Annotated in this window: 29 protein-coding genes; 18 read left to right on the top strand and 11 right to left on the bottom strand. The window is 57.5% G+C overall.

From position 1 onward, the window contains the following. Positions 1–21 precede the first annotated feature (21 nt). The gene (locus FHW16_RS03735; RefSeq protein ID WP_182547798.1) at positions 22–549 is read left to right on the top strand and encodes a GNAT family N-acetyltransferase; all 528 of its coding nucleotides are present in this window, start codon (positions 22–24) and stop codon (positions 547–549) included. A 15-nt stretch (positions 550–564) separates the two neighbouring features. On the opposite strand, the gene FHW16_RS03730 is transcribed toward FHW16_RS03735, so the two are convergent. Beyond that, a complete protein-coding gene (locus FHW16_RS03730) occupies positions 565–1,176 on the bottom strand; it encodes a hypothetical protein (RefSeq protein WP_182547797.1) in 612 nt (203 codons plus the stop codon). A 72-nt stretch (positions 1,177–1,248) separates the two neighbouring features. Here FHW16_RS03730 and FHW16_RS03725 point away from each other — a divergent pair, with 72 nt between their 5' ends. Both FHW16_RS03725 and FHW16_RS03720 read left to right on the top strand, forming a co-directional pair. After that, a complete protein-coding gene (locus FHW16_RS03725; RefSeq protein ID WP_182547796.1) occupies positions 1,249–1,947 on the top strand; it encodes a type 1 glutamine amidotransferase in 699 nt (232 codons plus the stop codon). A gap of 208 nt (positions 1,948–2,155) precedes the next feature. Next, on the top strand, positions 2,156–2,296 hold the full coding sequence (locus FHW16_RS03720; protein ID WP_165401767.1) for a hypothetical protein: 141 nt from the start codon (positions 2,156–2,158) through the stop codon (positions 2,294–2,296). An 8-nt stretch (positions 2,297–2,304) separates the two neighbouring features. Here the strand turns inward: FHW16_RS03720 and FHW16_RS03715 are convergent, their stop codons facing one another. Beyond that, positions 2,305–3,042 (bottom strand): metallophosphoesterase family protein, encoded by a 738-nt coding sequence (locus FHW16_RS03715; RefSeq protein ID WP_182547795.1) that lies wholly within the window; start codon positions 3,040–3,042, stop codon positions 2,305–2,307. Next, a complete protein-coding gene (locus FHW16_RS03710; RefSeq protein WP_182547794.1) occupies positions 3,039–3,821 on the bottom strand; it encodes an FCD domain-containing protein in 783 nt (260 codons plus the stop codon). Before FHW16_RS03710 ends, FHW16_RS03715 begins: the two co-directional genes overlap by 4 nt. Positions 3,822–4,010: 189 nt before the next feature. On the opposite strand from FHW16_RS03710, the gene FHW16_RS03705 reads away from it, so the two are divergent. Beyond that, a complete protein-coding gene (locus FHW16_RS03705) occupies positions 4,011–5,318 on the top strand; it encodes a DUF3422 family protein (RefSeq protein ID WP_246711615.1) in 1,308 nt (435 codons plus the stop codon). On the opposite strand, the gene FHW16_RS03700 is transcribed toward FHW16_RS03705, so the two are convergent. Together FHW16_RS03700 and tet are read right to left on the bottom strand one after the other, a co-directional pair. After that, positions 5,319–6,218 carry a LysR family transcriptional regulator gene (locus FHW16_RS03700; RefSeq protein WP_182547793.1) on the bottom strand — a complete coding sequence of 300 codons (900 nt, stop codon included), beginning with the start codon at positions 6,216–6,218 and terminating at the stop codon, positions 5,319–5,321. 32 nt (positions 6,219–6,250) lie between these two features. Continuing rightward, positions 6,251–7,450 carry a Tet(A)/Tet(B)/Tet(C) family tetracycline efflux MFS transporter gene (tet, locus tag FHW16_RS03695; RefSeq protein ID WP_182547792.1) on the bottom strand — a complete coding sequence of 400 codons (1,200 nt, stop codon included), beginning with the start codon at positions 7,448–7,450 and terminating at the stop codon, positions 6,251–6,253. A gap of 68 nt (positions 7,451–7,518) precedes the next feature. Between tet and FHW16_RS03690 the strand changes: the two genes are divergently transcribed. The 5 genes from FHW16_RS03690 to glcF all read left to right on the top strand — a co-directional run bounded on the left by FHW16_RS03690 (position 7,519) and on the right by glcF (position 12,906). Then, entirely contained in the window at positions 7,519–8,169 is a 651-nt protein-coding gene (locus FHW16_RS03690) for a TetR/AcrR family transcriptional regulator C-terminal domain-containing protein (protein WP_182547791.1), read from the top strand. A gap of 127 nt (positions 8,170–8,296) precedes the next feature. Further along, complete coding sequence (locus FHW16_RS03685; protein ID WP_182547790.1) at positions 8,297–9,793, top strand: FAD-linked oxidase C-terminal domain-containing protein; 1,497 nt, start codon at positions 8,297–8,299, stop codon at positions 9,791–9,793. Positions 9,794–9,796: 3 nt separating this feature from the next. Further along, positions 9,797–10,366: an ASCH domain-containing protein gene (locus FHW16_RS03680; RefSeq protein ID WP_182547789.1), complete on the top strand. Its 570-nt coding sequence runs from the start codon at positions 9,797–9,799 to the stop codon at positions 10,364–10,366. A 1-nt stretch (position 10,367) separates the two neighbouring features. After that, positions 10,368–11,579 (top strand): FAD-binding protein, encoded by a 1,212-nt coding sequence (locus FHW16_RS03675; RefSeq protein ID WP_182547788.1) that lies wholly within the window; start codon positions 10,368–10,370, stop codon positions 11,577–11,579. 1 nt (position 11,580) lies between these two features. Then, complete coding sequence (gene glcF / locus FHW16_RS03670) at positions 11,581–12,906, top strand: glycolate oxidase subunit GlcF (RefSeq protein WP_182547787.1); 1,326 nt, start codon at positions 11,581–11,583, stop codon at positions 12,904–12,906. A gap of 82 nt (positions 12,907–12,988) precedes the next feature. Here glcF and FHW16_RS03665 read toward each other — a convergent pair whose 3' ends face one another. Next, positions 12,989–13,783 (bottom strand): L,D-transpeptidase, encoded by a 795-nt coding sequence (locus FHW16_RS03665; protein WP_182547786.1) that lies wholly within the window; start codon positions 13,781–13,783, stop codon positions 12,989–12,991. 195 nt (positions 13,784–13,978) lie between these two features. Here FHW16_RS03665 and FHW16_RS03660 point away from each other — a divergent pair, with 195 nt between their 5' ends. The 6 genes from FHW16_RS03660 (at position 13,979) to msrA (ending at position 19,433) form a co-directional block, all read left to right on the top strand. Beyond that, positions 13,979–14,626, top strand: a complete 648-nt coding sequence (locus FHW16_RS03660) for a DNA-3-methyladenine glycosylase I (RefSeq protein ID WP_182547785.1) — start codon at positions 13,979–13,981, stop codon at positions 14,624–14,626. Between the two features lie 143 nt (positions 14,627–14,769). Next, positions 14,770–16,284: a histidine--tRNA ligase gene (hisS, locus tag FHW16_RS03655; protein ID WP_182547784.1), complete on the top strand. Its 1,515-nt coding sequence runs from the start codon at positions 14,770–14,772 to the stop codon at positions 16,282–16,284. Between the two features lie 6 nt (positions 16,285–16,290). Then, positions 16,291–17,421, top strand: coding sequence for an ATP phosphoribosyltransferase regulatory subunit (locus FHW16_RS03650; RefSeq protein WP_182547783.1), 1,131 nt, complete (start codon positions 16,291–16,293; stop codon positions 17,419–17,421). Beyond that, on the top strand, positions 17,418–18,116 hold the full coding sequence (gene hisG / locus FHW16_RS03645) for an ATP phosphoribosyltransferase (RefSeq protein ID WP_182547782.1): 699 nt from the start codon (positions 17,418–17,420) through the stop codon (positions 18,114–18,116). The genes FHW16_RS03650 and hisG overlap by 4 nt, the downstream gene beginning before the upstream one ends. Before the next feature lie 113 nt (positions 18,117–18,229). Next, positions 18,230–18,724, top strand: coding sequence for a peptide-methionine (R)-S-oxide reductase MsrB (gene msrB, locus FHW16_RS03640; RefSeq protein WP_182547781.1), 495 nt, complete (start codon positions 18,230–18,232; stop codon positions 18,722–18,724). A 22-nt stretch (positions 18,725–18,746) separates the two neighbouring features. After that, on the top strand, positions 18,747–19,433 hold the full coding sequence (msrA, locus tag FHW16_RS03635) for a peptide-methionine (S)-S-oxide reductase MsrA (RefSeq protein ID WP_182547780.1): 687 nt from the start codon (positions 18,747–18,749) through the stop codon (positions 19,431–19,433). Positions 19,434–19,498: 65 nt separating this feature from the next. Here msrA and FHW16_RS03630 read toward each other — a convergent pair whose 3' ends face one another. Continuing rightward, positions 19,499–19,906, bottom strand: a complete 408-nt coding sequence (locus tag FHW16_RS03630) for a DoxX family protein (RefSeq protein WP_182547779.1) — start codon at positions 19,904–19,906, stop codon at positions 19,499–19,501. A gap of 105 nt (positions 19,907–20,011) precedes the next feature. After that, on the bottom strand, positions 20,012–21,403 hold the full coding sequence (fumC, locus tag FHW16_RS03625; protein ID WP_182547778.1) for a class II fumarate hydratase: 1,392 nt from the start codon (positions 21,401–21,403) through the stop codon (positions 20,012–20,014). 296 nt (positions 21,404–21,699) lie between these two features. Between fumC and FHW16_RS03620 the strand changes: the two genes are divergently transcribed. Beyond that, positions 21,700–22,107 carry an SRPBCC family protein gene (locus tag FHW16_RS03620; protein ID WP_182547777.1) on the top strand — a complete coding sequence of 136 codons (408 nt, stop codon included), beginning with the start codon at positions 21,700–21,702 and terminating at the stop codon, positions 22,105–22,107. Positions 22,108–22,113: 6 nt separating this feature from the next. Further along, positions 22,114–22,467 (top strand): VOC family protein, encoded by a 354-nt coding sequence (locus FHW16_RS03615; protein WP_182547776.1) that lies wholly within the window; start codon positions 22,114–22,116, stop codon positions 22,465–22,467. 12 nt (positions 22,468–22,479) lie between these two features. Here FHW16_RS03615 and FHW16_RS03610 read toward each other — a convergent pair whose 3' ends face one another. Beyond that, on the bottom strand, positions 22,480–23,160 hold the full coding sequence (locus tag FHW16_RS03610; RefSeq protein WP_182547775.1) for a glutathione S-transferase family protein: 681 nt from the start codon (positions 23,158–23,160) through the stop codon (positions 22,480–22,482). Between the two features lie 71 nt (positions 23,161–23,231). After that, positions 23,232–23,792 (bottom strand): NADPH-dependent FMN reductase, encoded by a 561-nt coding sequence (locus tag FHW16_RS03605; RefSeq protein ID WP_182547774.1) that lies wholly within the window; start codon positions 23,790–23,792, stop codon positions 23,232–23,234. Positions 23,793–23,883: 91 nt separating this feature from the next. Here FHW16_RS03605 and FHW16_RS03600 point away from each other — a divergent pair, with 91 nt between their 5' ends. After that, positions 23,884–24,291 (top strand): winged helix-turn-helix transcriptional regulator, encoded by a 408-nt coding sequence (locus FHW16_RS03600; protein WP_182547773.1) that lies wholly within the window; start codon positions 23,884–23,886, stop codon positions 24,289–24,291. Positions 24,292–24,411: 120 nt separating this feature from the next. Here FHW16_RS03600 and groL read toward each other — a convergent pair whose 3' ends face one another. Further along, the gene (groL, locus tag FHW16_RS03595) at positions 24,412–26,058 is read right to left on the bottom strand and encodes a chaperonin GroEL (RefSeq protein ID WP_182547772.1); all 1,647 of its coding nucleotides are present in this window, start codon (positions 26,056–26,058) and stop codon (positions 24,412–24,414) included. Positions 26,059–26,090 lie beyond the last annotated feature (32 nt).

Raw genomic sequence — 26,090 nt, 5'->3', positions numbered from 1 at the left:
TGATGCAGACAGAGCATAACCATGGAAATGCGCCCCCTTACACGCGATCAGATCGAGCAGATCTGGACCATTGATCGTAGCGAAATCATCGAGAACATCTATACGCTCAGAGATGGAGAACTGGTTCTCCATCCCGAGTTTTGTGACGCACAGGGGTGGGAAGAGGGCGAGGCGGACAAATATACGCCTTTGCTCCAACAAAGCTTCGATCGCGGCGGCAAGTTTTTTGGTGCCTTTGATGGCGAAAAACTTGCTGGTGCTGGGATTGTCGACAGTATTTGGCGCGGCCCCGCGCATAATCTGCTGCAACTGAGTTTTCTCCACGTCAGCCATGGCTATCGGGGCCAGCGTCTGGGCGTAAAGTTGTTCGAGCGTTCCAAGGAAGCTGCGAAGGCGCTCGGCGCAAAGGGCTTGTATGTCTCTGCCACGCCTTCAGAGCATACAGTGAATTTCTATCGGTATCTTGGTTGTGTGGTGATGGCCACTCCCGATCCGGAGCTGTTTGCCATGGAGCCGGAGGATATTCATATGGAATGCATTTTCAATTGATATAACGCATAAATTCTAAATAACCGGAATGATGGGTTTGTATCCTGCCAGCAATGCCCGGACTGTAGAAGGCGGCGTCAGAAGCATGACATCCCGCGCGGGCGGCGCGCAGGCCGTATAGCCATCCCACGACCAGAGATAGCTCCGTCCGTTGCGAACGAGATAGGCGTCATCACCTGAGGTAATCATGCTCCCATCCGGCAGGTCCCCGATAGGTGACGGGAGCGGGTGACGTTTCTTGCCGCCCTTTGCGTCGAGGCGTTCCGCGTGCAGTACACGATCCATTTCCGGCGCCGATTGTCTGGCTACACCATTGCCGTCTGCCCACGCCGCCTGAAAAGCCTTTGCCCGTTCTCTCTGGCAATAGAAGCAGGGCCGATGCCCCGCGCTCAGTGCCGTCGCTTCATCGGAGAAGAACAACTCGGTCCAACTTTGCCGGGCCATCACATCACGCCTGACATTTCTGAACTTGCAGACGCAGATGATCCACGCTCTGGTCGTCCAGCGCCGTTTGAACAAGGTCCGCGTTAAGGGATCGTGGATAATGCCGCGATTGCCCATGAAGGTTCCTCGCTGGGGAACGGCGACAATCTCGCCGAAGGGTGTGACACGATTTTGCAGGGGCATTTGGTGGCTTCCGGCTGTCATGGGTCCATGCTATCGCAAGATGAGCGTCAACGCGATCATCGGGCAGGCAGAATGCGGGTTCTCGTCGTACAGAATTATCAGAATACCGGACTGGGGTTGGTTGGCCAGGCCTTGGCGGAAGCCGGCGCGCAAATTGATCTTGTGCAGGCTCATGTTGGCGAACCACTGCCTGCCGATGACGCCGGTTACGACGCGCTGATATCGCTTGGCGGCGATCAGAACGCTCTTGCCGACGAGCAGTTTCCCTATCTTCCCTTACTGGCACGCCTGATCCGGCGTTTTGGCGATGCTGACAAAGCCGTGCTCGGTATCTGTCTTGGCAGCCAGCTCGTTGCCCGGGGGTATGGCGCTGAAAATATTCTGGATCGTCCGCAGGAGTTCGGCTGGCATGTCATCTCGGTGACAGCCGAAGCAGCGGCGGACCCCGTCCTGTCGTCCGTTCCGCAAAATTTTCCGATTTTCCACTGGCACAGGGATACATTTTCCCTGCCGGAAGGCGCCGTTCACCTCGCCTCGAGCGCGATGACACGCAATCAGGCATTCCGCATCGGACGCGCGGTTTACGGCATCCAGTTCCACTTCGAGGCAGACACCGCACTGGTAGAGGAATGGCGGCATGTTTTCGAAGACGAGATCAGGCGGGACAATCCTGACTGGCTTGCGAACTATCCGGCACGGGTCGCGGAAAGTGCTGTCGCCGCCGATGCAGCAGGTATCGCTTTGGCGCGTGCGTGGGTGGCGCTGATCTAGCTCAGTTTGAGCGAATTGTTGTGTCCGCCGGTGTGCTTGGCCGATTCCGTTGCAACTCTGCAACAGGCAAAATTTGAATCAAATTGACCTGTCTGTATTCATGTGGAGCGTGGCTTTGATTCACTTGCTGGAAAGGATTGTGAGCTGTAGTTGCCGGGCCGGTTAGCTGGCATGAAGCCAGGCCGAAGAGACTGATGGAAACGCCCGAATGACTATGAAGAGTGCCGCCCTTTTGACCGCCATGATGCTTGCATCTATCCTTTTCATGGGCGCCGAACTGGTATCCGTTGATGCCGGTGGCCGTACTGTATCGAGCGATGGCTACGGGATCAGCTCCGCCTCGCGTTAATACTTCGTCTAGGCAACCGCTTCCAGAAAAGACTTGCCTTCAGCGTCGATCATAATGGCGCTGAGGCGGCCGCTGGCATAGGCGCCGGTATCAAGATTGACCCGGTTTTGCCGCACTTCCACATCGCTGGCCGGCGTATGGCCGTGCACGATGACCTTGGCATGCAGACGCGGGTCATCCAGGAACTCCCAGCGAATCCAAATAAGATCTTCAGGATTTTGTCGGTCGAGATCAACACCGGGCCTGATGCCCGCGTGACAGAAGAAAAAATCACCCATCACGGTTGAACGGCGCAATCCGCGCAGAAAATCCACATGCGCGGAGGGGATCGCGCGCAGCAGGGCGGAACGTCCGGCAGCCGCCGACCCGGCGTCGTCGAAATCGATGGTCACGCCATAGGAGCGCGCGGTCTGTTTGCCGCCGTGGCGTGCAAAAATTCCGTGTGTGTCGCCTTTGTCGAGATAGTCCAGGAACCCGACATCGTGATTGCCCGCCAGCGTCAGCATTCGGTGCGTCTTCTTCTGGGCATTGATCAGATAATCGAGAACGCCTTTCGAATCAGGCCCGCGATCCACATAGTCGCCGAGGTGCACGACCGCCCAGTCGAAAGGTGGCGATTTCTCGTTCTCGACCAGAATACGCCGGTGCATTTCCTGCAGGAGATCAAGACGGCCATGCACGTCGCCTATGGCATAGACGCGCATTCTATCGGGGCCGCGGGCATGCTTGAAGTCGACGGTTTTCATGGACGGTCTAGCTCTCTTTGGCTGCGACGCATGCGCGACGTCGCCTGCCAGGCACTGCTGCGTTCCGCCTCCTTTTGCGCCTCTTCGATGAAGTCGATATGTCGGCGAACGGCGGCCCGCGCCGCATCCGGGTTCGCGTCCATGATGGCATCGGCGATGGCCTTGTGCTGTTGCAGCAGTTTTTCCCGTGCACCGGGAAAGCCGTAGATCACGGTGCGATTGTAGAACACATCGTCAGCCAGAAGCCGGTAGCAGGATCGCAGCGTGTGCAGCAGAATGATGTTGTGTGCGCATTCACCGATAGTGCTGTGCAGCTCGACATCGAGGTCAGCTTCCTTTTTGAAATCGTCCGTTTCATAGGCCAGTTGCATGGCTTCGACGATCCGGGAGAGCAACAGCCGGTCGTCTTCGGTGGCCCGGCGGGCCGCGTATTCCGCCGCAATGCTTTCGATTTCCCGGCGGTATTCAAGGTAATCGGCGGCGGCCTTTTTGTGGCTGGAGATGAGGTCCATCACCGGTTTGGAAAAGACTTCGCCGATGACATCGGCAACGAAGGTTCCCCCACCATGGCGGGCAACGAGCAGTCCCTTGGCTTCCAGTGTCTTCAAGGCGATGCGCAGGACCGGGCGCGAGACATCGAACTGAACCGCAAGCTCCCGCTCACCGGGCAGGCGGTCACCCACGCGCAGGACGCCTTCAAGGATCAGTGTTTCCATCTGGCTGACGATATCATCCGCCGTGCGCGGGGACTGGATGCGGGCAAAGATCGGGCTGCTCATGATGAAAATCGTCCGCAAGAGTGATCTGTAGTCCAACGTACCGGCAAATCATGAAACTGGTCAATTCTTTGATCCACTTCGACTCCGGCCGGTAAGCGTCGCATAGCCGCAGTCTTCCGGCGTAAAGGAGCATTGAAAGGACAGGCCGTTACGTTCACCATCTTGTGAACAGTCTACCAAGGGGCCGACATGAAGGGGAAGAGACTGAAAACCGCAGCAGCATTTTCGAATGCTGCGTCGAGTCCGGGTGTGATGGGCTTTCCCGGACACATGGAACGCTCGGTGGCATTGGGCGAAGTCCACGCGCGTCCCTATCCGCTCGTGGATACGCCGCGTCTCCTTATCCAGCTCGCTTTCATGACCGAAGGCGGCTCCACGGTTGATCATGCTGTTCTGGCCGAACTCAGCCGCAGCATCGGCATAACACCGCCTGCGCGCGACGCCCGCCACCACATCATGCCATGGGGCAATGGCACGCTGCGCTGGGAGCGCCATACGGAGTTTTCGACCTATCTGTGGGAAGGTCCGGTGCCGCGGGCAGGGCAGACCGCCCAGCATCCATTCGGGGAAGGGTTCAACCCACCCGGCACGGTCATCGATGGCGTGCGGCTGGAGATTATCCGCAAGGACGCCAGCGCTGCGACACTGATTGAGGAGTTCGATCCGACAAGTCTCTGCTACAGCGATATCGAGAATGGGCTTGCCTCGATTGTCACGGACTTCCGGCAGGACGGCGATGGAATGACGCGCATTCTCATCCTCGACAATGGTCTGTCACCGGCCCGTGCCGGTGCTTTGTCGCAGCGTGTCATCGAAATCGAAACTTATCGCACATTGGCGATGCTCGGACTGCCGCTTGCCCATTCGCTGTCGCCGCGTATCCGCCGGATCGAAGATCGCCTGGCAGGCCTGACGACAGAAATGCGCGCGTCGGACGCCGACAACCATAAACTGCTGGACGAACTCACGTCGCTCGCAGCCGAACTGGAAGCCGACGCCGCTTCAAGTCTTTACCGGTTTGGTGCAAGCCGCGCCTATAACGGCATTGTGCTGGAACGGCTGGCGGCGCTGCATGAAGAGCCGGTGACGGGATACGAGACGTGGGCTGCATTCATCCAGCGCCGCATGGCCCCGGCCATGCGCACCTGCCATTCGGTCAGTGAGCGGCAGGAAAATCTCTCGGAAAAACTCTCGCGCGCGGCAACCCTGCTGCGCACGTCGGTCGATGTGGAACTGGAACGCCAGAACCGCGATCTCCTGAGCTCGATGAACCGGCGAGCGCAGTTGCAGCTGCGCCTGCAGCGCACCGTAGAAGGCTTATCGGTCGCTGCGATCTCGTACTATGTCGTGGGTCTGTTCTACTATCTTGCCAAGGGTGCCGAAGCCTACATGCCGGAGCTGCATTCGTCGGTTGTTACCGCTGCTTTCGTCCCCATAGCGATACTGGCCATGTGGTTTCTGGTGAAATCGATCCGCAAATCGCACAAGGACGAATGATCAGACCCGATCCCACGGTGCCATGGGACCGTAAAGCGCCGCAAGATAATCGATGAACACCCGTACCTTTGCTGGCAGAAACTGCCGGGAAGGGTATATCGCGTATATCGCGATATTATCCGACGCAGCGTAATCCTCGAGAACGCGTACGAGATGGCCTGTGGCAAGCTCAGGGCCGATATCCCACGTGGAACGCAGCGCTATCCCAAGACCGCCGAGCACTGCCGCCCGCACAACCTCACTTGAATTGGTCAGAATCGGTCCGGTGGGGCGCAGGCTGACTGCGCCGTCCGGTCCGTTCAGCCGCCACGGATCGCCATTGTGCGCGGCAAGGCAGATATGGCCGTCGAGATCGGCAATGGCGCGCGGGGTTCCATGTTCGGTGATATAGCGCGGCGAAGCGACAAGAAACCGCTGTACCGGTGCGAGTTTACGTGCCACCAGACTGGAGTCCGACAATTCGGCAATGCGAATGGCAAGGTCATAGCCTTCACCGACGATGTCGACGAATTCATCGGTCAGGACCAGGTTTATTGAAAGGTCCGGGTTTGCCCGCATGAAAGGCTCAAGATGCGGAGCAATATGCATCCGCCCGAAGGTGGTGGGCGCCGAAACCTTCAGCAGGCCCTGCGCCTGTTCCGAGCGGCGCGATACAAACGCATCCGCCTCTTCGACACCGGAAAGAATCGCCAGCACCCGTTCATAATAGCCCTGACCGGTTTCCGTCAGGGCAATTTGCCGGGTGGTGCGCTGTAAGAGGCGTGTGCCCAGCCGCTCTTCAAGCCGCCGCAGCCGCTTGGAAATGACGGCCGGCGACACGCCGAGTTCGCGTCCGGCCGCCGACATGCTTCCGGACGAAACAACCCGTGCAAAGATTTCCATATCATTCAGATGATCCATCGGCGCACTCTTTCCGCCGGATGAAGATAAGGTCAAGCCCCTGAAGGATCGGTTGCCCTTTGACAGGCGAAGATCCGCAGTACCGGAATACAGAGAATGTAGAGGGCTGCGCCGGAAATCCAGACAAAGCCGATCCAGTCGGTCCGGGTGGCGGCATAGATGGCCGTGAATGCGACAGGCCCGACGATGCCGGTCAGGCTTGTGGCACTGGCGAGGATACCCTGAATTTCGCCGATTCTGGTTTCAGCCACCTGCCGGGTGATGATCGACTGGAGGGCAGGCGCAGCAATGCCGCCCATGGAAAGAAAGAGCAGGATCGGCAGAACCATCCAGCTTTGGCTGGCAAAGGCCATCAGCAAATAACCGATGCCGTCCAGACTCATTCCGAGGACCAACGTGCGTTTTTCGCCAAGCTTTTCCGTGACCGGGCCCGTAAGCAGTCCCTGCACCAGTGCGTGGCACAGGCCAAATGCCGCGAGTGAAATCCCCACGGTCGATACGCTCCAGAGAAAGCGGTCCTGTGTATAGAGTATCCACAGGGCTGCGGGGACCTGTCCAACGAGCTGTATCAGGGTGAACACGACAATGAGCGGTGTAAGGTCTCTGATGCCGGTCACCCACCTGAAGCCACCAACGGGATTAAAGCTCTGCAGTGAAAGCGGCGTTTTCACGTCTCTGCTGGTTTCGGGAAGGAAGAAGAACGCAAGCAGGAAGTTGACGCCGTTGAGCGCCATGGCGAGCAGAAACGGCGTATGAATACCGAAATTCCCCGCGATACCCCCAAGCAGCGGCCCCGCGATGAAGCCGAGGCCGAAACAGGCGCCAATCATGCCAAAGCGCTTTGCCCGATCATTTTCCGGGGTGATATCCGCGATCGCCGCGCTCGCTACGGACATGGTTGCGCCGGTGATCCCTGAAACGATGCGGCCGATATACAGAAGGGGCAGTACCAACGCTGACGCCATGACCAGATAATCCAGCGTTGCCCCGGCGAGGGAAACAAGGATCACCGGTCGCCGGCCGAAACGGTCGCTCAGCGCACCCAGCAGCGGGGCGCAAAGAAACTGCATCAGCGCATAAAGCGCGAGGAGAACGCCGTAATGCATGGCGACATCATGCGAATGTGTCAGCGTCGTCAGCAGTTCCGGCAGGACAGGCATGATAATTCCGACACCGATGGCATCGAGTGTAACAGTTGCCAGAATGATGGTCAGAGACTTGTTGAAAGGCACGGAAAACTCTTATTTATCATTGATAAGTTTATGGACATATATTCTTTATCGATGATAAATTGTCAAGCATGGCAAAACGAAGCGACATAAAACTGCAGCGTGAGACGGTTATCCGGGCGGCTCTGGACCTCCTCGATGAAACCGGCGTTGACGGCCTGACCACAAGACGTATCGCGACGGCTCTGGGTGTTCAGCAGCCGGCATTGTACTGGCACTTCAAGGACAAGGCTGCCTTGCTGGATGCTCTGGCCGAGGCAATGCTGGTTGAAAATCACACGCGCTCGTTGCCTGTATCAGGTGAAGACTGGCGCCATTTTTTGATCGAAAATGCACGCAGTTTCCGGAGAGCACTGCTTGCCTATCGCGATGGGGCCAGAGTTCATGCGGGATCGCGGCCCAGCCCGGCGCTGTATCCGGCGGCTGAGGCACAAGTCCAGTTCATGGTTGCCGCTGGCTTTGACCTTGTGTCTGCAGCGCATATTCTTCAGGTGATAGGGCATTACGTCGTGGGTTCCGTTCTCGAGCAACAAGCATCCCTGGCGGAGAACAGTCAAACAGCAGCGGCACGTGACATTCACGCTGAGGCGGATATCGCTACGCAATTCCCGATGCTGGCCCAGGTCTTCGCCAGGTTTGAAAACGTGCCTGCCGACGATGGTTTTGAATTTGGCCTTTTGGCCCTTGTGTCGGGGTTTGACACACTGCGTTCCCGGGATTGAAACGCGTCACTTTGGCAGCGCGCTGCCCATGACGCATGATGATCAACAGTTTAGACTGTTTACAAACTGGAATAGTGACTGGTAAACATAATTTACCAGTTTATGGAATTTGCTGGAGGGAGGTTTCATGTCCGGATTGGTGATGCCGAAAGCCGACGCAGCGACCATGTCGCGCCGGACAGAGATCGTTGCCGCCCTGCAGGCCATTGTCCCGGGTGAAGGGGTCGTTGACATTACCAACGAAATGCGTGCCTTTGAATCCGATGCGCTGACTGCGTACCACCAGCTTCCGCTCGTTGTCGTGCTACCGCAGACCGTGCGGCAGGTCTCGCAAATCCTGAAATATTGCCACGACAACAATGTGAAGGTGGTACCGCGCGGGTCGGGGACCTCGCTGTCCGGCGGCGCTTTGCCTCTGGAAGACGCGGTCCTCCTCGTCATGTCCCGTTTTAATCGTATCCTCGAAATCGACTATCCGAACCGTGTGGCTGTCGTGCAGCCGGGTGTGACCAATCTCGGTATCACCAAGGCAGTGGAGCATGAAGGCTTTTACTATGCGCCGGACCCGTCGTCGCAGATTGCCTGTTCGATCGGCGGGAATGTCGCGGAAAACTCCGGCGGCGTGCATTGCCTGAAATACGGGCTCACGGCCAACAATGTCCTCGGGCTGGAAATGGTACTCATCAGCGGTGAGGTCGTGCGGCTTGGCGGCAAGCATCTGGATTCGGAAGGCTATGATCTGCTCGGCCTGATGACCGGTTCGGAGGGGCTGCTGGGCGTGGTGACGGAAGTGACGGTCCGCATTCTGCAGAAGCCTGCCACGGCCCGCGCGCTGATGGTCGGCTTTCCCACGAGTGAGACCGCCGGGCAATGCGTTGCCGATATTATCGCCGCCGGCATCATCCCCGGCGGCATGGAGATGATGGATCGCCCGGCGATCCATGCCGCTGAAGATTTCGTCCATGCGGGCTATCCACTCGACGTCGAAGCGCTGCTGATTATCGAACTCGACGGCCCGGCAGTGGAGGTCAACCACCTGATCGACATGGTCGAGAAGATCGCCGGAAAGAATGGCGCTTCCTCCTGCGTCATATCGCAGAGCGAAGAGGAGAGGATGACGTTCTGGGCAGGGCGCAAGGCGGCATTTCCCGCCGTCGGGCGCATTTCTCCCGATTACCTCTGCATGGACGGCACAATCCCGCGCAAGGAACTGCCGCAGGTCCTGGCGGGCATGCGGGCGCTTTCGGAAAAATACGGGCTGCGCGTTGCCAATGTCTTTCATGCGGGTGATGGCAACCTTCACCCACTCATCCTTTATGATGCCAATATCCCCGATCAACTGCGCAAGGCGGAAGATTTTGGCGCCGATATCCTGCGGCTGTGCGTCAAGGTGGGGGGTGTCCTCACCGGCGAGCATGGCGTGGGTGTCGAGAAACGCGATCTCATGCCTGAGATGTTCAACGAGATTGATCTCAACCAGCAGATTCGCGTGAAATGCGCCTTTGATGACAAGCATCTGCTCAACCCTGGAAAAGTCTTTCCGCAACTGCATCGCTGCGCCGAGCTGGGGCGCATGCATGTGCACCGCGGCCAGGTGCCGTTTCCCGATATTCCGAGATTCTGACCGATGCTGTTCAAGGCACATACACTTGACGCCATTGCGCGCGGGGATGTCGATCTGGCGTTCCGGCGTTGGACCCGGCCAACCGTCAAGACAGGCTCGCGCCTGCGTACAAAAATCGGTTCTCTTCTGATAGGCGAAGTGACTCTGATCGAGCCGGAAAAATGTACGGCCGAAGAGGCAAGGCGTGCGGGATTTGAGGATGTTGCTGCGTTGGAACGCGATCTGGGCAAGGGCGATGGATCGCTCTATCGCATTGTTATCGCAGGAGTAGAAGCAGACGAGAGAACGTCGCTGCGGGACGAGATGCTGTCTCAAACAGTTATCGCAGGACTGGCGGACCAGCTTGGACGTTGGGACAAGGCGGCCGGGCATGCGGGCTACCACAGGAAAATACTCCAGTTGATTGCTGATCATCCGGGAATGGCGGCGGCCGATCTGGCTGCGCAGCTCGACGTTGAAAAACTCAAATTCAAGCGTGACGTGCGCAAACTCAAGGAGGTCGGCTTGACCATCAGTCTCGACATTGGCTACCGGCTTTCGCCGCGTGGCCGGAGCTTTCTGGATGGACGATGACATGACCGTATTCACACCATCCACCGAAGCCGAGATTGTCGAGGCCGTACAATGGGCATTGTCCGAAAGCGCGCCTGTAGAGGTCTGCGGCCATGGGTCCAAACGTGGTCTCGGCCGTCCCCTGCAGACCGAGCATACAATCGCGTTGTCAAACTATTCCGGCGTCACATTGTATGAACCTGATGAACTGGTGCTGAGCGCCAGGGCGGGAACACCCATTGCTGAACTGGAAGCCCTTCTTGCGTCCAAGGGGCAGGCGTTTCAGTTCGAGCCCATGGATTACGGACCGTTGCTGGGACAGGCGGCGGGACAGGGCAGCCTTGGCGGTGTGCTTGCCACCAATCTCTGTGGTCCGCGCCGGTTGAAGGCGGGATCCGCCCGCGATCATGTGCTGGGCGTGCGGGTGGTGTCGGGGCGCGGTGAGCTGTTCAAATCAGGCGGCCGGGTGGTGAAGAACGTGACCGGCTACGATCTTTCCAAGGGCATGGCCAATTCCTGGGGTACCCTTGGCATCGCCACGGAAATCACCTTCAAGGTTCTGCCCGCGCCGGAAACGGAAACGACGCTTGTCGTTCGCGGCCTGATGGATGATGAAGCTGCGCGTGCGATGGCAATCGCCATGGGTTCGAGCGGTGAGGTGGCATCAGCGGCACATCTGCCGGTAAATATTTGCGGACGGCTTGTTGATGGTGTCCTGAAAGGCGAGGCTTCGACAATATTGCGACTGGAGGGCTTTGCGCCTTCCGTTGTCGACCGGGTGATCATGCTGCGGGGGCTGCTGTCCTCGGCGGGCGCTATCGAGGAAATTTCGGGGGATATATCACGCAAACTCTGGCAGGAAGTGCGTGATGTCATCCCGTTTGCCGACGGAACCGAGCGGCCGGTCTGGCGCGTGTCCATGGCACCGATGGAAGCTTACAAGCTGGTGGCATCCATGCGCATGGGTGCTGCAGTCGATGCTTATTATGACTGCCAGGGCGGGCTTGTCTGGATGCGGCTTGAGAGTGAGCCAGAAGCCGAAGCGGTACGGGTATTGATCCGCAAATATGGTGGCGGCCACGCCACATTGGTGCGCGCGCCCGTCGCTGTTCGCGCGGCCATTCCCGTCTTCGAACCGCAACCTGCCGCGCTGGCGGCTCTGTCAAAGCGACTGAAACAGCAATTTGACCCGGATGGAATCCTTAATCCCGGACGCATGGTTGCAGGAGTGTAGTATGCAGACCAATTTCACCCCGCAACAATTGCTTGACCCCGGAGTTGCCGAGTCCGAAAAGATTCTGCGCAAATGCGTCCATTGCGGCTTCTGCACCGCGACGTGTCCGACCTATGTCACGCTGGGCAATGAGCTCGACAGTCCGCGCGGGCGCATCTATCTCATCAAGGATATGCTGGAAAATGGCCGCCCTGCCGATGAGCAGATCGTCAAACATGTCGACCGCTGTCTGTCCTGCCTCGCCTGCATGACAACCTGCCCGTCGGGCGTGAATTATATGCATCTGGTCGATCATGCCCGGGCCCACATCGAAAAAACCTACAAACGCCCGGTGATGAACCGTTTCATCCGGGCGTTGCTGGCTTTTGTCCTGCCCTACCCATCACGTTTCCGGCTGTCATTGACGGCGGCGAAATTCGGCCGCCCCTTCGCGCCGCTGTTCCGCGCCATTCCGGTGCTAAAACCTGTCGCTGCCATGCTCGATCTTGCGCCGAAATCCGTTCCGGCAAAATCACGCTTTGCGGCGCCTGGCCTGCATAAACCTGTGATGGAAAGGAAGGGGCGGGTCGCGATATTGACCGGTTGCGCCCAGCCGGTGCTGAAACCCGCTATCAATGAAGCGACGATCCGTCTTCTGACCCGCTTCGGCATCGAGGTCGTCGTGCCGAAGGGCGAGGGCTGCTGCGGCTCGCTCGTTCATCATATGGGGCGCGACGAAGCCGCGCTGGACGATGCCCGCCGCAATGTCGATGTCTGGACGCGTGAATTGAACAATGGCGGGCTCGACGCCATCATCGTGACAGCTTCCGGCTGTGGCACAACGATCAAGGATTATGGCTATATGCTGCGGCTTGATCCGGACTACCGTGACAAGGCCGCCGTTATCTCAGGTCTTGCAAGGGATATCACTGAATATCTGACCACCCTCGATCTGCCTGCGCCGCAACGTCAGACGGACATGGTCGTTGCCTATCACTCGGCCTGTTCGATGCAGCATGGCCAGAAATTGACGCGGCAACCGAAGGATTTGCTGAAGGCGGCTGGCTTTACCGTCCGGGAGCCAGCGGAGGGGCATCTTTGCTGCGGGTCCGCCGGAACCTACAACATCATGCAGGCGGAGATTGCCCGCACGCTGCGTGACCGCAAGGTGAAAAATATCGAGGCAACAGGAGCCAGTATCGTCGCCACCGGCAATATCGGCTGCATCACTCAGATTGCCGGTGCTGCGAAACTGCCCATTGTTCATACGGTGGAGCTGCTGGATTGGGTGTATGGCGGGCCGCGGCCCGAAGGCGTGCCCGCGCCTGTGTTGCACGCTGCCGAATAGACAAAAGAAGGGCGGTGGTTCCATCGGAGCCACCGCCCAGTTTCGGCACCGCCCCCGGTGCCGTCCCCACTACCTGTTTGCGCTACATCACGACGACCTTTGTGCCGACATTGACGCGTTCGTAGAGATCCGTGACATCCTCATTGCGCATGCGGATACATCCGCTGGATACGGCCTGTCCGATGGTCCAGGGCGCATTGGTGCCGTGAATGCGGTACAGCGTATCGCCGAGATAAAGTGCGCGTGCGCCGAGCGGGTTGGCCGGGCCGCCTTCCATATGAGCTGGAAGAATACGGCCCTTGTCTTTTTCACGCTCGATCATCGATACAGGCGGGCGCCAGTCCGGCCATTCCGCCTTGCGCGTGATGTTGTTGGTGCCGTTCCAGCCAAACCCCTCCTTGCCGACGCCAACGCCGTAGCGGCGCGCCTGACCATCCGCTTCGACGAGAAAGAGGAAGCGCTGGGACGTATCGATAACAATGGTGCCTGGAGCTTGTGGTCCGTCATAGGCAACGGTTTGCGGCAGGAACTTCGGGTCCATGCTGCGTTTCTTGGGTTGGGCTTCCGTCGCGGGTTCTGCCGGACGGCGGAATGAAACCTCGCGCACTGCGGGATTGGCTACCTCATCGGTCCGGGCAGGGCGTCGTGCCTCGCGGCGGTTGACAATAGTTCCGCGCGCCGGTGGTTCGCTCAACACGACCCGGTCACGCATATTGGCGGATGTTCCGACAGGACGCTGGCGCAGCTGCATCACCCACGGCGCGGAAAGATCCGGGCTCATGACCACCGGTGGCCGCGTGGCGTAACGCTCACTGGCATTTGCTTGGAATGTCACCACGCTCAGGCAGGAGGTCAAAAGCAGCAATGCGGTCTTCATCGGGCAATTCTCTTGGCAATCAACACTCCTGACAGGATTTGTCAGGTTTCGGATTGAGTTTGCCTGCGTCCCGGTAGAAAAAAGTGAATGAGGATCAATAAAAAGCGATTCTTTCCGGAAACTATTTGTTGTGGTTACCGGATGGTTTCAGCCACTGGTTAACGCCAGGTGAAGATGTTCCGAAAGGGCAGGCAGATGACAGACGAAGCGCCGGTAAAAACGGGATTGATGACAGGCGAAGATGGTGAAACCAGATGTTCCTGGCCCGGCGCTCTGCCTGAATATATCCATTACCACGATCATGAGTGGGGACGGCCCGTAACGGACAACTACCGCCTTTTCGAAAAGATCTGCCTGGAGGGTTTCCAATCCGGCCTGTCATGGCTGACCATCCTGCGCAAGCGCGAGAATTTTCGAGAGGCCTTCGATGGTTTCGACTTCGAGCGTATCGCCCGCTACGGCGAGAAGGATATCGAACGGCTCCTGGCCAATGCCGGGATTATCCGCCATCGCGGCAAGATAACGTCAACCATCAACAATGCCAGACGTGTTATTGAGCTTCTCGAAGAGAAAGGCTCGCTTGGCGCTTACTTCTGGAGCTTTGAGCCGCCTGTTGAGGAGCGTCCCAGACTTGTCGACTATGGCACGCTGATGGCCAATCCCACGACACCGGCATCGGTACGACTTTCCAAGGATCTGAAGAAGCGCGGATTCAGCTTTGTCGGACCCACCACCATGTATGCGCATATGCAAGCCATGGGGCTGGTGAACGATCATGTGGAAGGTTGCAAGTGCCGGGCGGAGATCGAAAAAATCCGCACGAAATTCAAACGGCCTGTCTGATCCTCCGGCAATATGTTGAAAACGGCCTGCGGACTTGCTTTGCTGCGGCAATTGCGAGCCGGTAATTCCTTGCCCTCAATGCCTTGATCGGCTAGAGCAACTTCCAATTCAAAGTTGATACTTCAAGGCATCGGATCAAAATCATGACAACGAAGGCAGACAGGTTGAAGGCGCGGCTGCCGCGCGGTTTTGTGGACCGGATTCCGGATGATCTGCGTGCTGCCGAAAAGATGATGGCCGATATCCGCAAGGTCTATGACCTCTATGGGTTCGAGCCTGTCGAAACGCCGCTGATCGAATATACCGACGCACTCGGCAAGTTCCTGCCGGATCAGGACCGTCCGAACGAGGGTGTGTTTTCCTTTCAGGACGATGACGAGCAGTGGCTGTCGCTTCGCTACGACCTGACAGCGCCTTTGGCGCGTTTTGTGGCCGAAAACTTTGAGAGCCTGCCAAAACCCTATCGCAGCTACCGCGCGGGCTGGGTATTCCGCAACGAGAAGCCGGGCCCCGGTCGCTTCCGCCAGTTCATGCAGTTCGATGCCGATACGGTCGGCGCGCCTTCCGTTTCGGCGGATGCGGAAATGTGCATGATGATGGCCGATGTGATGGAAGCTGTCGGCATCAAGCGCGGCGACTACGTTATCCGCGTCAACAACCGCAAGGTGCTGGACGGTGTGCTTGAATCCATCGGCCTCGGCGGTGATGACAAGATGGGCCAGCGTCTGGTCGTTCTGCGCGCCATCGACAAGCTCGACAAGTTCGGCGTCGACGGCGTGCGCCTGCTGCTCGGCAAGGGCCGTCTCGATGAAAGCGGCGACTTCACCAAAGGCGCGGGTCTCGACGAAACAGCCATCTCCAAGGTACTGGCCTTTACATCAGCTGGCGGCGCCAATGGCAGCGAGACCATTGCCAATCTGGAAGCCGTTGTGGCCGGAAATGACAAGGGCGTTGAAGGCGTTGCCGAACTGGCCACGATCGAAGCCCTGTCGTCTGCCGCCGGTTATGGCGCGCGCGTCCGTATTGACCCGTCCGTGGTGCGCGGCCTTGAATATTACACCGGCCCTGTTTTTGAAGCCGAGTTGACATTCGACGTTACCAACGAGAAGGGCGAAAAGGTCGTTTTCGGTTCCGTTGGCGGCGGCGGGCGTTATGACGGTCTGGTGTCGCGCTTCCGCGGCGAACCCACCCCCGCAACGGGCTTTTCCATCGGCGTATCACGCCTGATGACGGCGCTGAAGAACCTCGGCAAGCTGGACACTTCGGATAATGTCGGGCCTGTTGTCGTGCTGGTCATGGACCGGGATACGGCAAGCCTCGGCCGTTACCAGAAGATGGTTTCGGACCTGCGGCAGGCGGGCATTCGTGCTGAAATGTATCTGGGTGGGTCCGGCATGAAGCCGCAGATGAAATATGCCGATCGGCGCGGCGCGCCCTGCGTGATCATTCAGGGCTCGCAGGAGCGCGACAATGGCGAAGTGCAGATCAAGGATCTGATCGAAGGGGCGCGTCTTTCATCCGAGATCGAAGACAATACCGTATGGCGTGAAGGCCGTCAGGCACAGATTACCGCCAAGGAAACTGATCTCGTATCGGAAGTACGCAAGATTCTCGAAGCCCAGGCTGAGGATCGCGCCAATGCCTTGAAGGCTGGCTGATCCGATATGACCGGTTCCCGTGCTCCTGCCTTTGCCAGTGACCTTGCCGCGCTGATTTCCGCGCGGGATGCGGAGCTCGTGGATATTCCGGTCATTCAACCAGCCGACCAGTTTCTGGATATGGCGGGCGAGGATTTGCGCCGCCGCATTTTCCTCACGGAGAACGAGAACGGCCAGAGCCTGTGCCTGCGCCCGGAATTCACTATTCCGGTCTGCCGAAACCATATCGAGCTCAATGCCGCCACGCCCAAGCGTTATGCCTATCTGGGCGAAGTCTTCCGCCAGCGGCGTGAGGGCGGCAATGAATTCTTTCAGGCCGGAATAGAAGATCTGGGCGATGCCAACCGCGCCCGCGCCGATGCCCGTTCGCTGGCGGATGCCATTGCCTCGATCCGACTGGTCGCGCCGAAAGCCGAACTTGAAACACTGCTCGGCGATCAGGCGATTTTTGAAGCTGTTCTGGCGGCGCTGGGTCTGCCGCGCGGCTGGCAGAAAAAGCTGGCGCGCGCCTTTGGCAATCCGGGGCAACTGAAAAGCCTGCTTGCCGATCTTTCGTCCAGTCAGAAGAACGGTTTTCTGCCCGACCGCCTCACTGCGCTGGTAGCGGACAGTGATGAGGCCGGATTGGCCGCCGCGCTGGAAGAGGACATGCAGGTGGCGGGTTTGTCACCCGGTGCCGGGCGCAGTCCGCATGAGATCGCGCGCCGCCTGATCGAAAAGGCCAATCTGGCATCGGTCAAGCTACCGGCGCAGGCTTTCGCTGCACTTGAGACATTCCTTGCGATCCGGGTGCCGTTGCAGACGGCTTCGACGCACCTGCGCAATTTCTCGCGGGCCAATGAATTTGATCTCGGTCCGGCACTCGATCAGTTCGAGGCTCGTGTTGTCGCCGTGCGCGAAGCGGGGATCGAGCAGGAAAACATTGTCTACGATGCGGCCTTTGGCCGTCCGCTCGATTATTACACCGGTCTTGTCTATGAAACCCGTGCGCTCGCCAATCCCGATCTCGGCGCCATTGTCGGCGGCGGGCGTTATGACCGGCTGCTGACCATGCTTGGCGCGGTCGATTCCATTCCTGGCGTCGGTTTTTCGATCTGGCTGGACCGGCTGGAGAAAATTGCCGGAGATGCGCGATGACCATTACCCTTGCGCTTCCCTCCAAAGGCCGCCTCAAGGAACAGGCACTTGAAGTGCTTGAAAAGGCCGGACTGAAGGTCATCCTGCCCAAGGATCAGCGCAATTACCGTGCGCAGGTCGAGGGTGACAGCAAGATCGATATCCTGTTCCTGTCGGCCTCCGAGATTGCCCGCGAGCTTGGCTATGGCAGTGTTGATCTTGGTGTGACGGGTGAAGACTTGATCCGCGAAACCCTGTCGGCGGCTGATGAGCGTGTGCAGATCGAAGCGCGGCTTGGTTTTGGCCATGCGGATGTGGTCGTCGCAGTGCCTGAGGTCTGGTACGACGTGTCGACCATGGCGGACCTTGATGACGTGGCTGCCGAGTATCGCCAGCGTCATGGCAGGCGTTTGCGGATCGCCACCAAATACTGGCGTCTGACCCAGCAGTTTTTCTCGCAGATGCACGGCATTCAGGTTTATCGCATTGTCGAAAGCCTTGGCGCCACCGAGGGCGCTCCGGCATCAGGATCCGCCGATATCATCGTCGATATCACCTCGACCGGTTCCACCCTGCAGGCCAATCATTTGAAGGTACTGGAAGACGGCATCATCCTCAAATCCGAGGCATGTCTGGTTTCTTCACGCCGCAGCGCCGATCCCGCAGGGGTTGCGGCCCTTGCGCAACGTATACAGGCGGCAATGGCTCACGGATAGAGCATCAACTATCCGTGATATCGGGCAGGATTTGTAACTTTTATTCCTTCCCATACGTATTCCCTTGCAGATGACTGGTATGTTTCGGTCATCCTGTTCAGGGAGACTATGTCATGATGACACGCCGATCACTTTTTGGCGGAGCTGTTCTGGGACTTGGAGCGCTGATTGCAGCGCGCTTTTCCACGCAACCCAAAGCCTATGCTGCAGGTACGTTTGAAGTCGAGCATACGGACGCCGAATGGAAGAAGCTGCTCACCTCAGACCAATATGATGTCCTGCGCCACGAAGGCACAGAACGTCCGTTCACCAGCCCGCTCAACCACGAAAAGCGCAAGGGAACGTTTGCCTGTGCCGGCTGTGACCTGCCGCTTTTCGACTCCGATACCAAATTTGACAGTGGCACGGGCTGGCCCAGTTTTTGGGCACCGATCAAGGGCGCTGTGACGGAAGTGTCGGATAGTTCCTTCGGCATGACCCGGACCGCCGTCAGTTGCCATCGCTGTGGAGGCCACCTCGGTCACGTCTTCGATGACGGCCCGAAGCCGACGGGCCTTCGCTACTGCATGAACGGCATTGCCATGACCTTCAAACCAGCCGCTGCCTGATGATAGTGAAAGGATTATCATTATGAAACTGCGTCAAATTCTGCTCGCTTCATGCCTGTTCCTGACACCGGCTGCTGCCTTTGCCGAAAGCATCACCATGGTTCCGCCCGCTAGCATGGACCAAACGGCGAGCGCCAGGACGGAAACCATCGTGCTCGCCGGCGGGTGCTTCTGGGGCGTGCAGGGTGTCTACCAGCACCTGAAGGGTGTCACCAATGCCGTATCGGGCTATTCCGGCGGCAAGAAAGAAACCGCGAGCTATGAGATTGTCAGTTCCGGCAATACCGGCCACGCGGAATCCGTCGAAGTGACCTTCGATCCCAAGGTGGTCAGCCTCGGCAAAATTTTGCAGGTCTATTTCTCGGTGGTGCATAATCCCACAGAATTGAACCGGCAGGGCCCGGATTCCGGAACGCAATATCGCTCGGCGATTTTCACCACGAATGAGGATCAGGCCAGGATTGCCAACGCCTATATTGCACAACTCGACAAGGCGAAGACCTATTCGAAGCCGATCGTCACCAAGGTTTCGACGCTGGATAAATTCTACCCTGCCGAGGGTTATCATCAGGACTATGCCACGCTGCATCCCTCGCAGCCCTATATCGCCTATTATGATTTGCCGAAGATCGAGGGTCTCAGCAAGTTCTTCCCGCAGGACTACCGGGATAAGCCCGTTCTGGTGAGTGAAGCCAAGGCTTCAAACTGACCGAGAGATTATGAAAATAAAAAAGGCCGCTGTGAGCGGCCTTTTTTCTGAAACCTGGATCAATTTTAGCGAAGCTTGGCATCAACCGAAAGCGAACCCGCACCATACTGGGCCAGAACGAAGAAACCGCCGGCAATAGCCAGGTTCTTGAAAAACTGTGTTCCTTCGAAAGGTGCCCAGTGACCAACATAGGCGGCTCCGAGCGTGAAGAGGCCTAGAAGAATGGCTGCGTAGCGTGTCTTGAAGCCAAAGAGAACGGCAAGGCCGCCCACAAGTTCAACGAGACCGACGATAACAGCTGTTACAGTTGGCAGCGGCAGGCTCTTGGCTGCGAAATATTCAGCCGTACCTGCAAGGTTGGTCAGCTTGCCATATCCCGCCGGGATGAACAGAAGGGTCAGCAGAATGCGGCTGATCAGCGTGACGATGGCATTGCTGGACGTGGTTGAGGTGGCAAGTGCGTTGTCTGACATGGTCGTTCTCCGGAGTTTGTCGTGACAATCGATAACTAAAATCGATTGTCAAACAAAGCCACTATTTTCTCGACACATTGTTCACAATGAAATGATTTTCTCTTCTCATTCCGGTGCAATCATGCGTTCGGGGCGAACGAGGCGGTCATAATCCTCGGCAGACACGTGCCCGCTGGCCAAGGCTTCTTCGCGCAAGGTCGTGCCATTCTTGTGGGCGGTCTTGGCAATTTTAGCCGCATTGTCGTAGCCGATGGCGGGCGCAAGGGCCGTCACCAGCATCAGTGAACGCTCGAGCAGATCCTTGATGCGCACTTCGTCCGCTTCGATACCTTCGACGCAATTGTCGGCAAAGGACACCATCGAGTCTGCAAGCAGCCGGATCGACTGCAAGACGTTGAGGGCGATGACCGGCTTGAACACGTTGAGTTCGAAATGGCCCTGGCTGGCCGCGACCGTGACTGTCGTCTGGTTGCCGAACACCTGTGCTGCAACCATCGTCAGTGCTTCCGCCTGAGTTGGATTGACCTTGCCCGGCATGATCGACGAGCCCGGCTCATTTTCCGGCAGCTTCAGCTCGCCAAGACCCGAACGGGGCCCTGAACCGAGGAAGCGGATGTCATTGCCGATCTTGAAGAGGTCCGTGGCAAGGGCGTTCAGGCTGCCATGGAAGTTGGCAAGCGCGCCGTGGCTGGCAAGCGCTTCGAACTTGTTCGGTGCCGTCTTGAAGCTGAGACCGGTAATATCCGACACGGCTTCCGCAAAGCCGGTATCGAACCCAACGGGTGCATTCAGACCGGTGCCGACGGCGGTGCCGCCCTGCGCCAGCAGGAACACGTCGGCAAGGCTCTGTTCGATGCGCTTGCGGGCATATTCCAGTGCGGCGCGATAGCCGGAGAATTCCTGACCGAGCGTGACCGGCGTTGCGTCCTGCGTGTGCGTGCGGCCGATCTTGATGATGTCGGCAAATGCCTTTTCCTTCTTCGCCAAAGCCGCGGTCAGATGGTCAAGGGCAGGGTAGAGCCGCTTTGTTGCCTCAACGGCGGCCGCGATATGGATGGCGGTCGGGAACGTATCGTTCGATGACTGGCTCATATTGACGTGATCGTTCGGATGAACCGGCTTTTTCGAACCCTTTTCACCGCCGAGCATTTCGATGGCGCGGTTGGAGATCACTTCATTGGCATTCATGTTTGACTGGGTGCCGGAACCGGTCTGCCAGACAACAAGCGGAAAATGATCGTCCAGCTTGCCTTCAATGACTTCTTCCGCTGCGACGGTAATGGCGCGGCCAGTCACTTCGTCGAGCTTGCCGAGTGCCATGTTGGTTTCGGCGGCGGCGCGCTTGACGATGCCAAGGGCACGGACGAGCGGGATCGGCATTCTTTCGCCACCGATCTTGAAATTGTGCAGCGAGCGCTCGGTTTGCGCGCCCCAGTATTTGTCCGCGGCGACTTCGATGGGACCAAAAGTATCTGTCTCGGTGCGGGTATTGCTCATCGTGCTTTCTATCCTGTTGGAAGTTGCCGGAAGAACTACTGCTAACCTCCGTGCGAGGCAAGGTTTGAGAAGAGAATGTTGCTCTGGAAATCGCCCGACAATGGGATAAAATCGATTATACAGCGTTTGGTGCAAACGAAAATTTCCGCAGGGTTCCCTATGCTTTCACCCAAAGAGACACGCGTTCCTGCCAATTGTTCTGGCCAGTATCGTGAGTCGTTGCCGCTGGTTGTGTGGATACTCTATGGTCGCTTGCAGGATAAAACGTAAACAGGCTGATATCGGGAGGGCAGGCCATGGCAACGCGCAACGCACGAACATTGCAGGTGTCCATCGAACGCGATTGGCAGGCGGTCTATGACTTCGCTTCCAATCCGGAAAATGTACCCAAATGGGCGTCGGGGCTTGCATCCGGCCTGCAAAAACTTGGCGAGGAGTGGCTCGCCGACGGGCCAACAGGAAAACTGCGCATCCGCTTCGCCCCTTTGAATGATTATGGCGTTCTTGATCATTGGGTTGTGACGGAAACAGGCGATGAGGTTTATGCGCCCATGCGGGTAATACCGAACAATGATGGTTGTGAAGTCAGTTTCACGCTGTTCCGCATGCCCGATATGAACGACGGCAAGTTTGCTGAAGATGCGGCGTGGGTTTTACGGGATTTGACAGCCTTGAAGGCTGTTTTAGAAACACAGGATACGTAAGGACAAATGATGGCCCAGGGCAGGGACAAGCGGATTGATTATATCGAGTTCAACGTCAGCGATATCGCTCGCATGCGCGCGTTCTATGGCGACGCTTTTGGCTGGTCCTTCAAGGACTATGGGCCTGATTATTGCGAATTTTCCGACGGCAATCTCACCGGCGGTTTTGCGGCGGGCGGCGAAGTAAAAGCCGGTGGTCCACTGATCATTCTCTTTGCTGATGATCTCGTCGATACACAGAAGCGCATTGAGACAGCCGGCGGGAAAATCGTAAATCCCATTTTTGATTTCCCGGGCGGCCGTCGTTTTCATTTCACCGATCCGGATGGTTACGAACTTGCAGTCTGGTCAGACAAATAAGCTCTGGTGGTCTCAGGCGGCGAGTTTCAGCATGTGCGCGTCGTATCGCTCCATGAACTGGCGCAGCAGTTGCGGATATTCCGGGGTGACAGCTGCCTTGACGCTAGGACGATCCGATAGAGCCTGACGCCATGCGCGGACCTTCGGATAATCGGCAAACACGCCATGCTCCGAAAGTTTATCAAATGTATCGAAGTAGCGGAACACCGGCGCGAACACCGCGTCGACAAGGCTGAACTGGGCTCCGGAAAAGAATGGGCCGTTGCCGAGAACATCTTCGATGCGGCCGAACTTGCCTTTGAGTACAGTGAGCTTCTCGTCAAACAGGTCGGCGTCCTTGGTGGTTTCGAGCGACCAGATATCTGAAAGGATAGTCGAACCATATTCCATCCAGCCGCGATGGCGGGCCCGGTCGAGGGCATTGTCCGGATGCAGACGCGGTTCACCTTCGGTCTCTTCGATATATTCGGCAATGACCGAGCTTTCGAACAATATAGCTTCGGTGCCGTCGTCCTCTTCCACTTTCAGAAGCGGGACCTTGCCGAGCGGCGAAATCTTCAGGAACCATTCAGGCTTGGCATTAAGATCGATATAGACCTTCTCGAACGCAACGCCTTTTTCCGCGAGCGCAATCGCCGCACGCTGCACGTAGGGGCAAAGGAGATGGCTGATAAGGGTAAGCTTCCCGGTCATGTTGGTTCTCCCGAATCAATGTGTCTGGACAGGCAAAAAGGGGCGGCCGACGAACGGCCACCCCTCAAGATTTATGCGGAACGGGCTGCCTTTAGCGCCTTGCCCCACCAGACAAGCTGATCCAGCTGGTTGGTGGCTGCTTCGTTCAGATGGCCATAGTCGCTGAGCTTCTTTTCGCCTTTGACCACAGTCAGATATTCCGGGAACGAGATATGAATGCCTGTCTTGACCGACGCGGCGCTCATCTCGACGAAAATCACGCGGAGATGTTCGATGGCACGCGCACCGCCGACGCCGCCGTAACCGACGAAACCAACCGGCTTGTGGATGAAATCACCAAGATCGATGGCATTTTTTACAACGGCCGTCGGGCCATGGTTGTACTCGGCGACGGTGAAGACATAGGCGTCGAATTCGCGCAGCTTCTTCTTCCAGCGCTCGGCAGTCTCCGACTGCTCCGTCGTGGCGCGCTCTTCACCAAAAAACGCCATCGGATAATCGATGAGATCAAGGATTTCGACCTCCACATCGTCGCGTTGACCAGCTACTTCGGCGATCCATTTCGCCGGGAACTCGGCAAAACGACCAATGCGCGTGCTGCCAACAATGATGCCGATTTTCAGTTTCGTCATATTCAGAATTCCTCAGGTTTTTGCTATGGTAACTATTGGTTACTGGCGCTATATAAGTGACTGTTGAAAATACCCGCAAGGAGGCACTTTTTTGAAACCGAAGCACTTTCAAGTAACCTCTGCCTGCACGGCGGTGAATCACATTCTGGCCCGTGTCGGGGACAAATGGACCGTACTGGTTATCAACTATCTGGGTAATGGTTCAATGCGCTTTAACGAGCTGAAGCGAACCATCAACGGGATTTCGCAGAAGATGCTTACCAGCACCCTGCGCGGTCTTGAGCGTGACGGTTTCGTCACCCGGACAGTTTATCCGACCATTCCGCCGCGTGTCGACTACGAGTTGACCGATTTGGGCCGAGAACTGCTGGTTCCGGTTCGCGGGCTTGCCGATTTTGCCATTCAGAATGAACATCGTATCGCCAATGCCCGGGCCCGGTTCGACAGTGCCGCCGGCGTCGCTGAGATCGTCACAACTTTCGCGCACGCGGCTGAATAGCAGGCGGAACGCTTTATCCGGACGGCGTACAGACCCTGTAGTAAGTAATCGGTTGCCAAACGGGCAACAAAAAAGGCGGGCCAAAGCCCGCCTTTTCCGTATGTGATTGGTTTGGACTGATTAGAAGTCCATACCGCCCATACCGCCCATTCCGCCGCCTGGCATCTGGGGAGCCGCACCGTTGTCCTTCTTCGGAGCTTCGGTGATCATGGCTTCGGTGGTGACGAGAAGGCCGGCAACCGATGCAGCATCCTGCAGGGCTGTACGAACAACCTTGACCGGATCGACAATGCCGAGAGCAATCAGATCGCCATATTCGCCATTGGCTGCATTGTAGCCGTAGGTATCCTTCTTGTTCTCAAGGATCTTGCCAACAACGATGGAAGCTTCATCACCTGCGTTTGTTGCGATCTGGCGAGCCGGAGCCTGCAGAGCACGACGAACGATATTGATGCCTGCGTCCTGGTCAGCGTTCGCACCCTTGAGGGTAAGGCCAGCCGAAGCACGCAGAAGAGCAACACCACCGCCAGGAACGATACCTTCTTCAACAGCAGCACGAGTTGCGTTGAGAGCGTCGTCGACGCGGTCCTTCTTTTCCTTCACTTCAACTTCCGTTGCACCGCCAACGCGGATAACGGCAACACCGCCAGCGAGCTTGGCAAGACGTTCCTGCAGCTTCTCACGGTCGTAGTCGGAAGTGGTTTCTTCGATCTGCTGCTTGATCTGGCCGACGCGGGCGTTGATTTCGCCCTTCTTGCCATGACCGTCAACGATCGTGGTGTTTTCCTTGGTGATCGACACCTTCTTGGCGCGGCCGAGCATGTCCAGCGTAACGCTTTCGAGCTTGATGCCGAGATCTTCGGAAATTACCTGACCACCGGTGAGGATCGCGATGTCTTCCAGCATTGCCTTGCGGCGATCGCCGAAGCCAGGAGCCTTGACAGCAGCAATCTTCAGGCCGCCACGCAGCTTGTTGACGACGAGCGTAGCAAGAGCTTCGCCTTCGACGTCTTCAGAGATGATGACGAGTGGCTTGGAGGTCTGAACGACAGCTTCGAGAACCGGCAGAAGAGCCTGGAGGTTCGAGAGCTTCTTCTCGTGGAGAAGGATGTAGGCGTCTTCGAGGTCAGCAACCATCTTTTCAGGGTTGGTGACGAAGTATGGGCTGAGGTAGCCGCGGTCGAACTGCATGCCTTCGACAACTTCGAGCTCGGTGTCAGCGGTCTTGGCTTCTTCAACGGTGATAACACCCTCGTTGCCGACCTTCTGCATTGCCTTGGCAATCATTTCACCAATTTCAGTTTCGCCATTGGCAGAGATCGTGCCAACCTGCGCAACTTCTTCGGAAGTCTTGATCTTCTTGGCGCTCTTGCCGAGCTGCTTGACGACTTCTGCAACAGCAAGATCGATGCCGCGCTTCAGGTCCATCGGGTTCATGCCGGCAGCAACAGCCTTGCCGCCTTCCTGAACGATAGCCTGGGCCAGAACAGTAGCGGTCGTGGTACCGTCGCCGGCAATGTCGTTCGTCTTCGAAGCGACTTCACGAACCATCTGTGCGCCCATGTTTTCGAACTTGTCTTCAAGTTCGATTTCCTTGGCAACAGTTACGCCGTCCTTGGTGATGCGCGGAGCGCCGAAGGACTTGTCGATAACAACGTTGCGGCCTTTCGGGCCGAGCGTTACCTTGACAGCGTCAGCAAGGATATTGACACCGCGCAGCATGCGCTCACGCGCGTCGCGGCCGAATTTTACTTCTTTGGCAGCCATTTTATCTCTCCTGGGATTGAACCCGGTTTGAT

The organism is Phyllobacterium myrsinacearum, from assembly GCF_014138285.1.
GTDB lineage: Bacteria > Pseudomonadota > Alphaproteobacteria > Rhizobiales > Rhizobiaceae > Phyllobacterium > Phyllobacterium myrsinacearum_A.
Note: the sequence above shows the minus strand (reverse complement) of the source record. Positions and strands in the feature narration are given on the sequence as shown.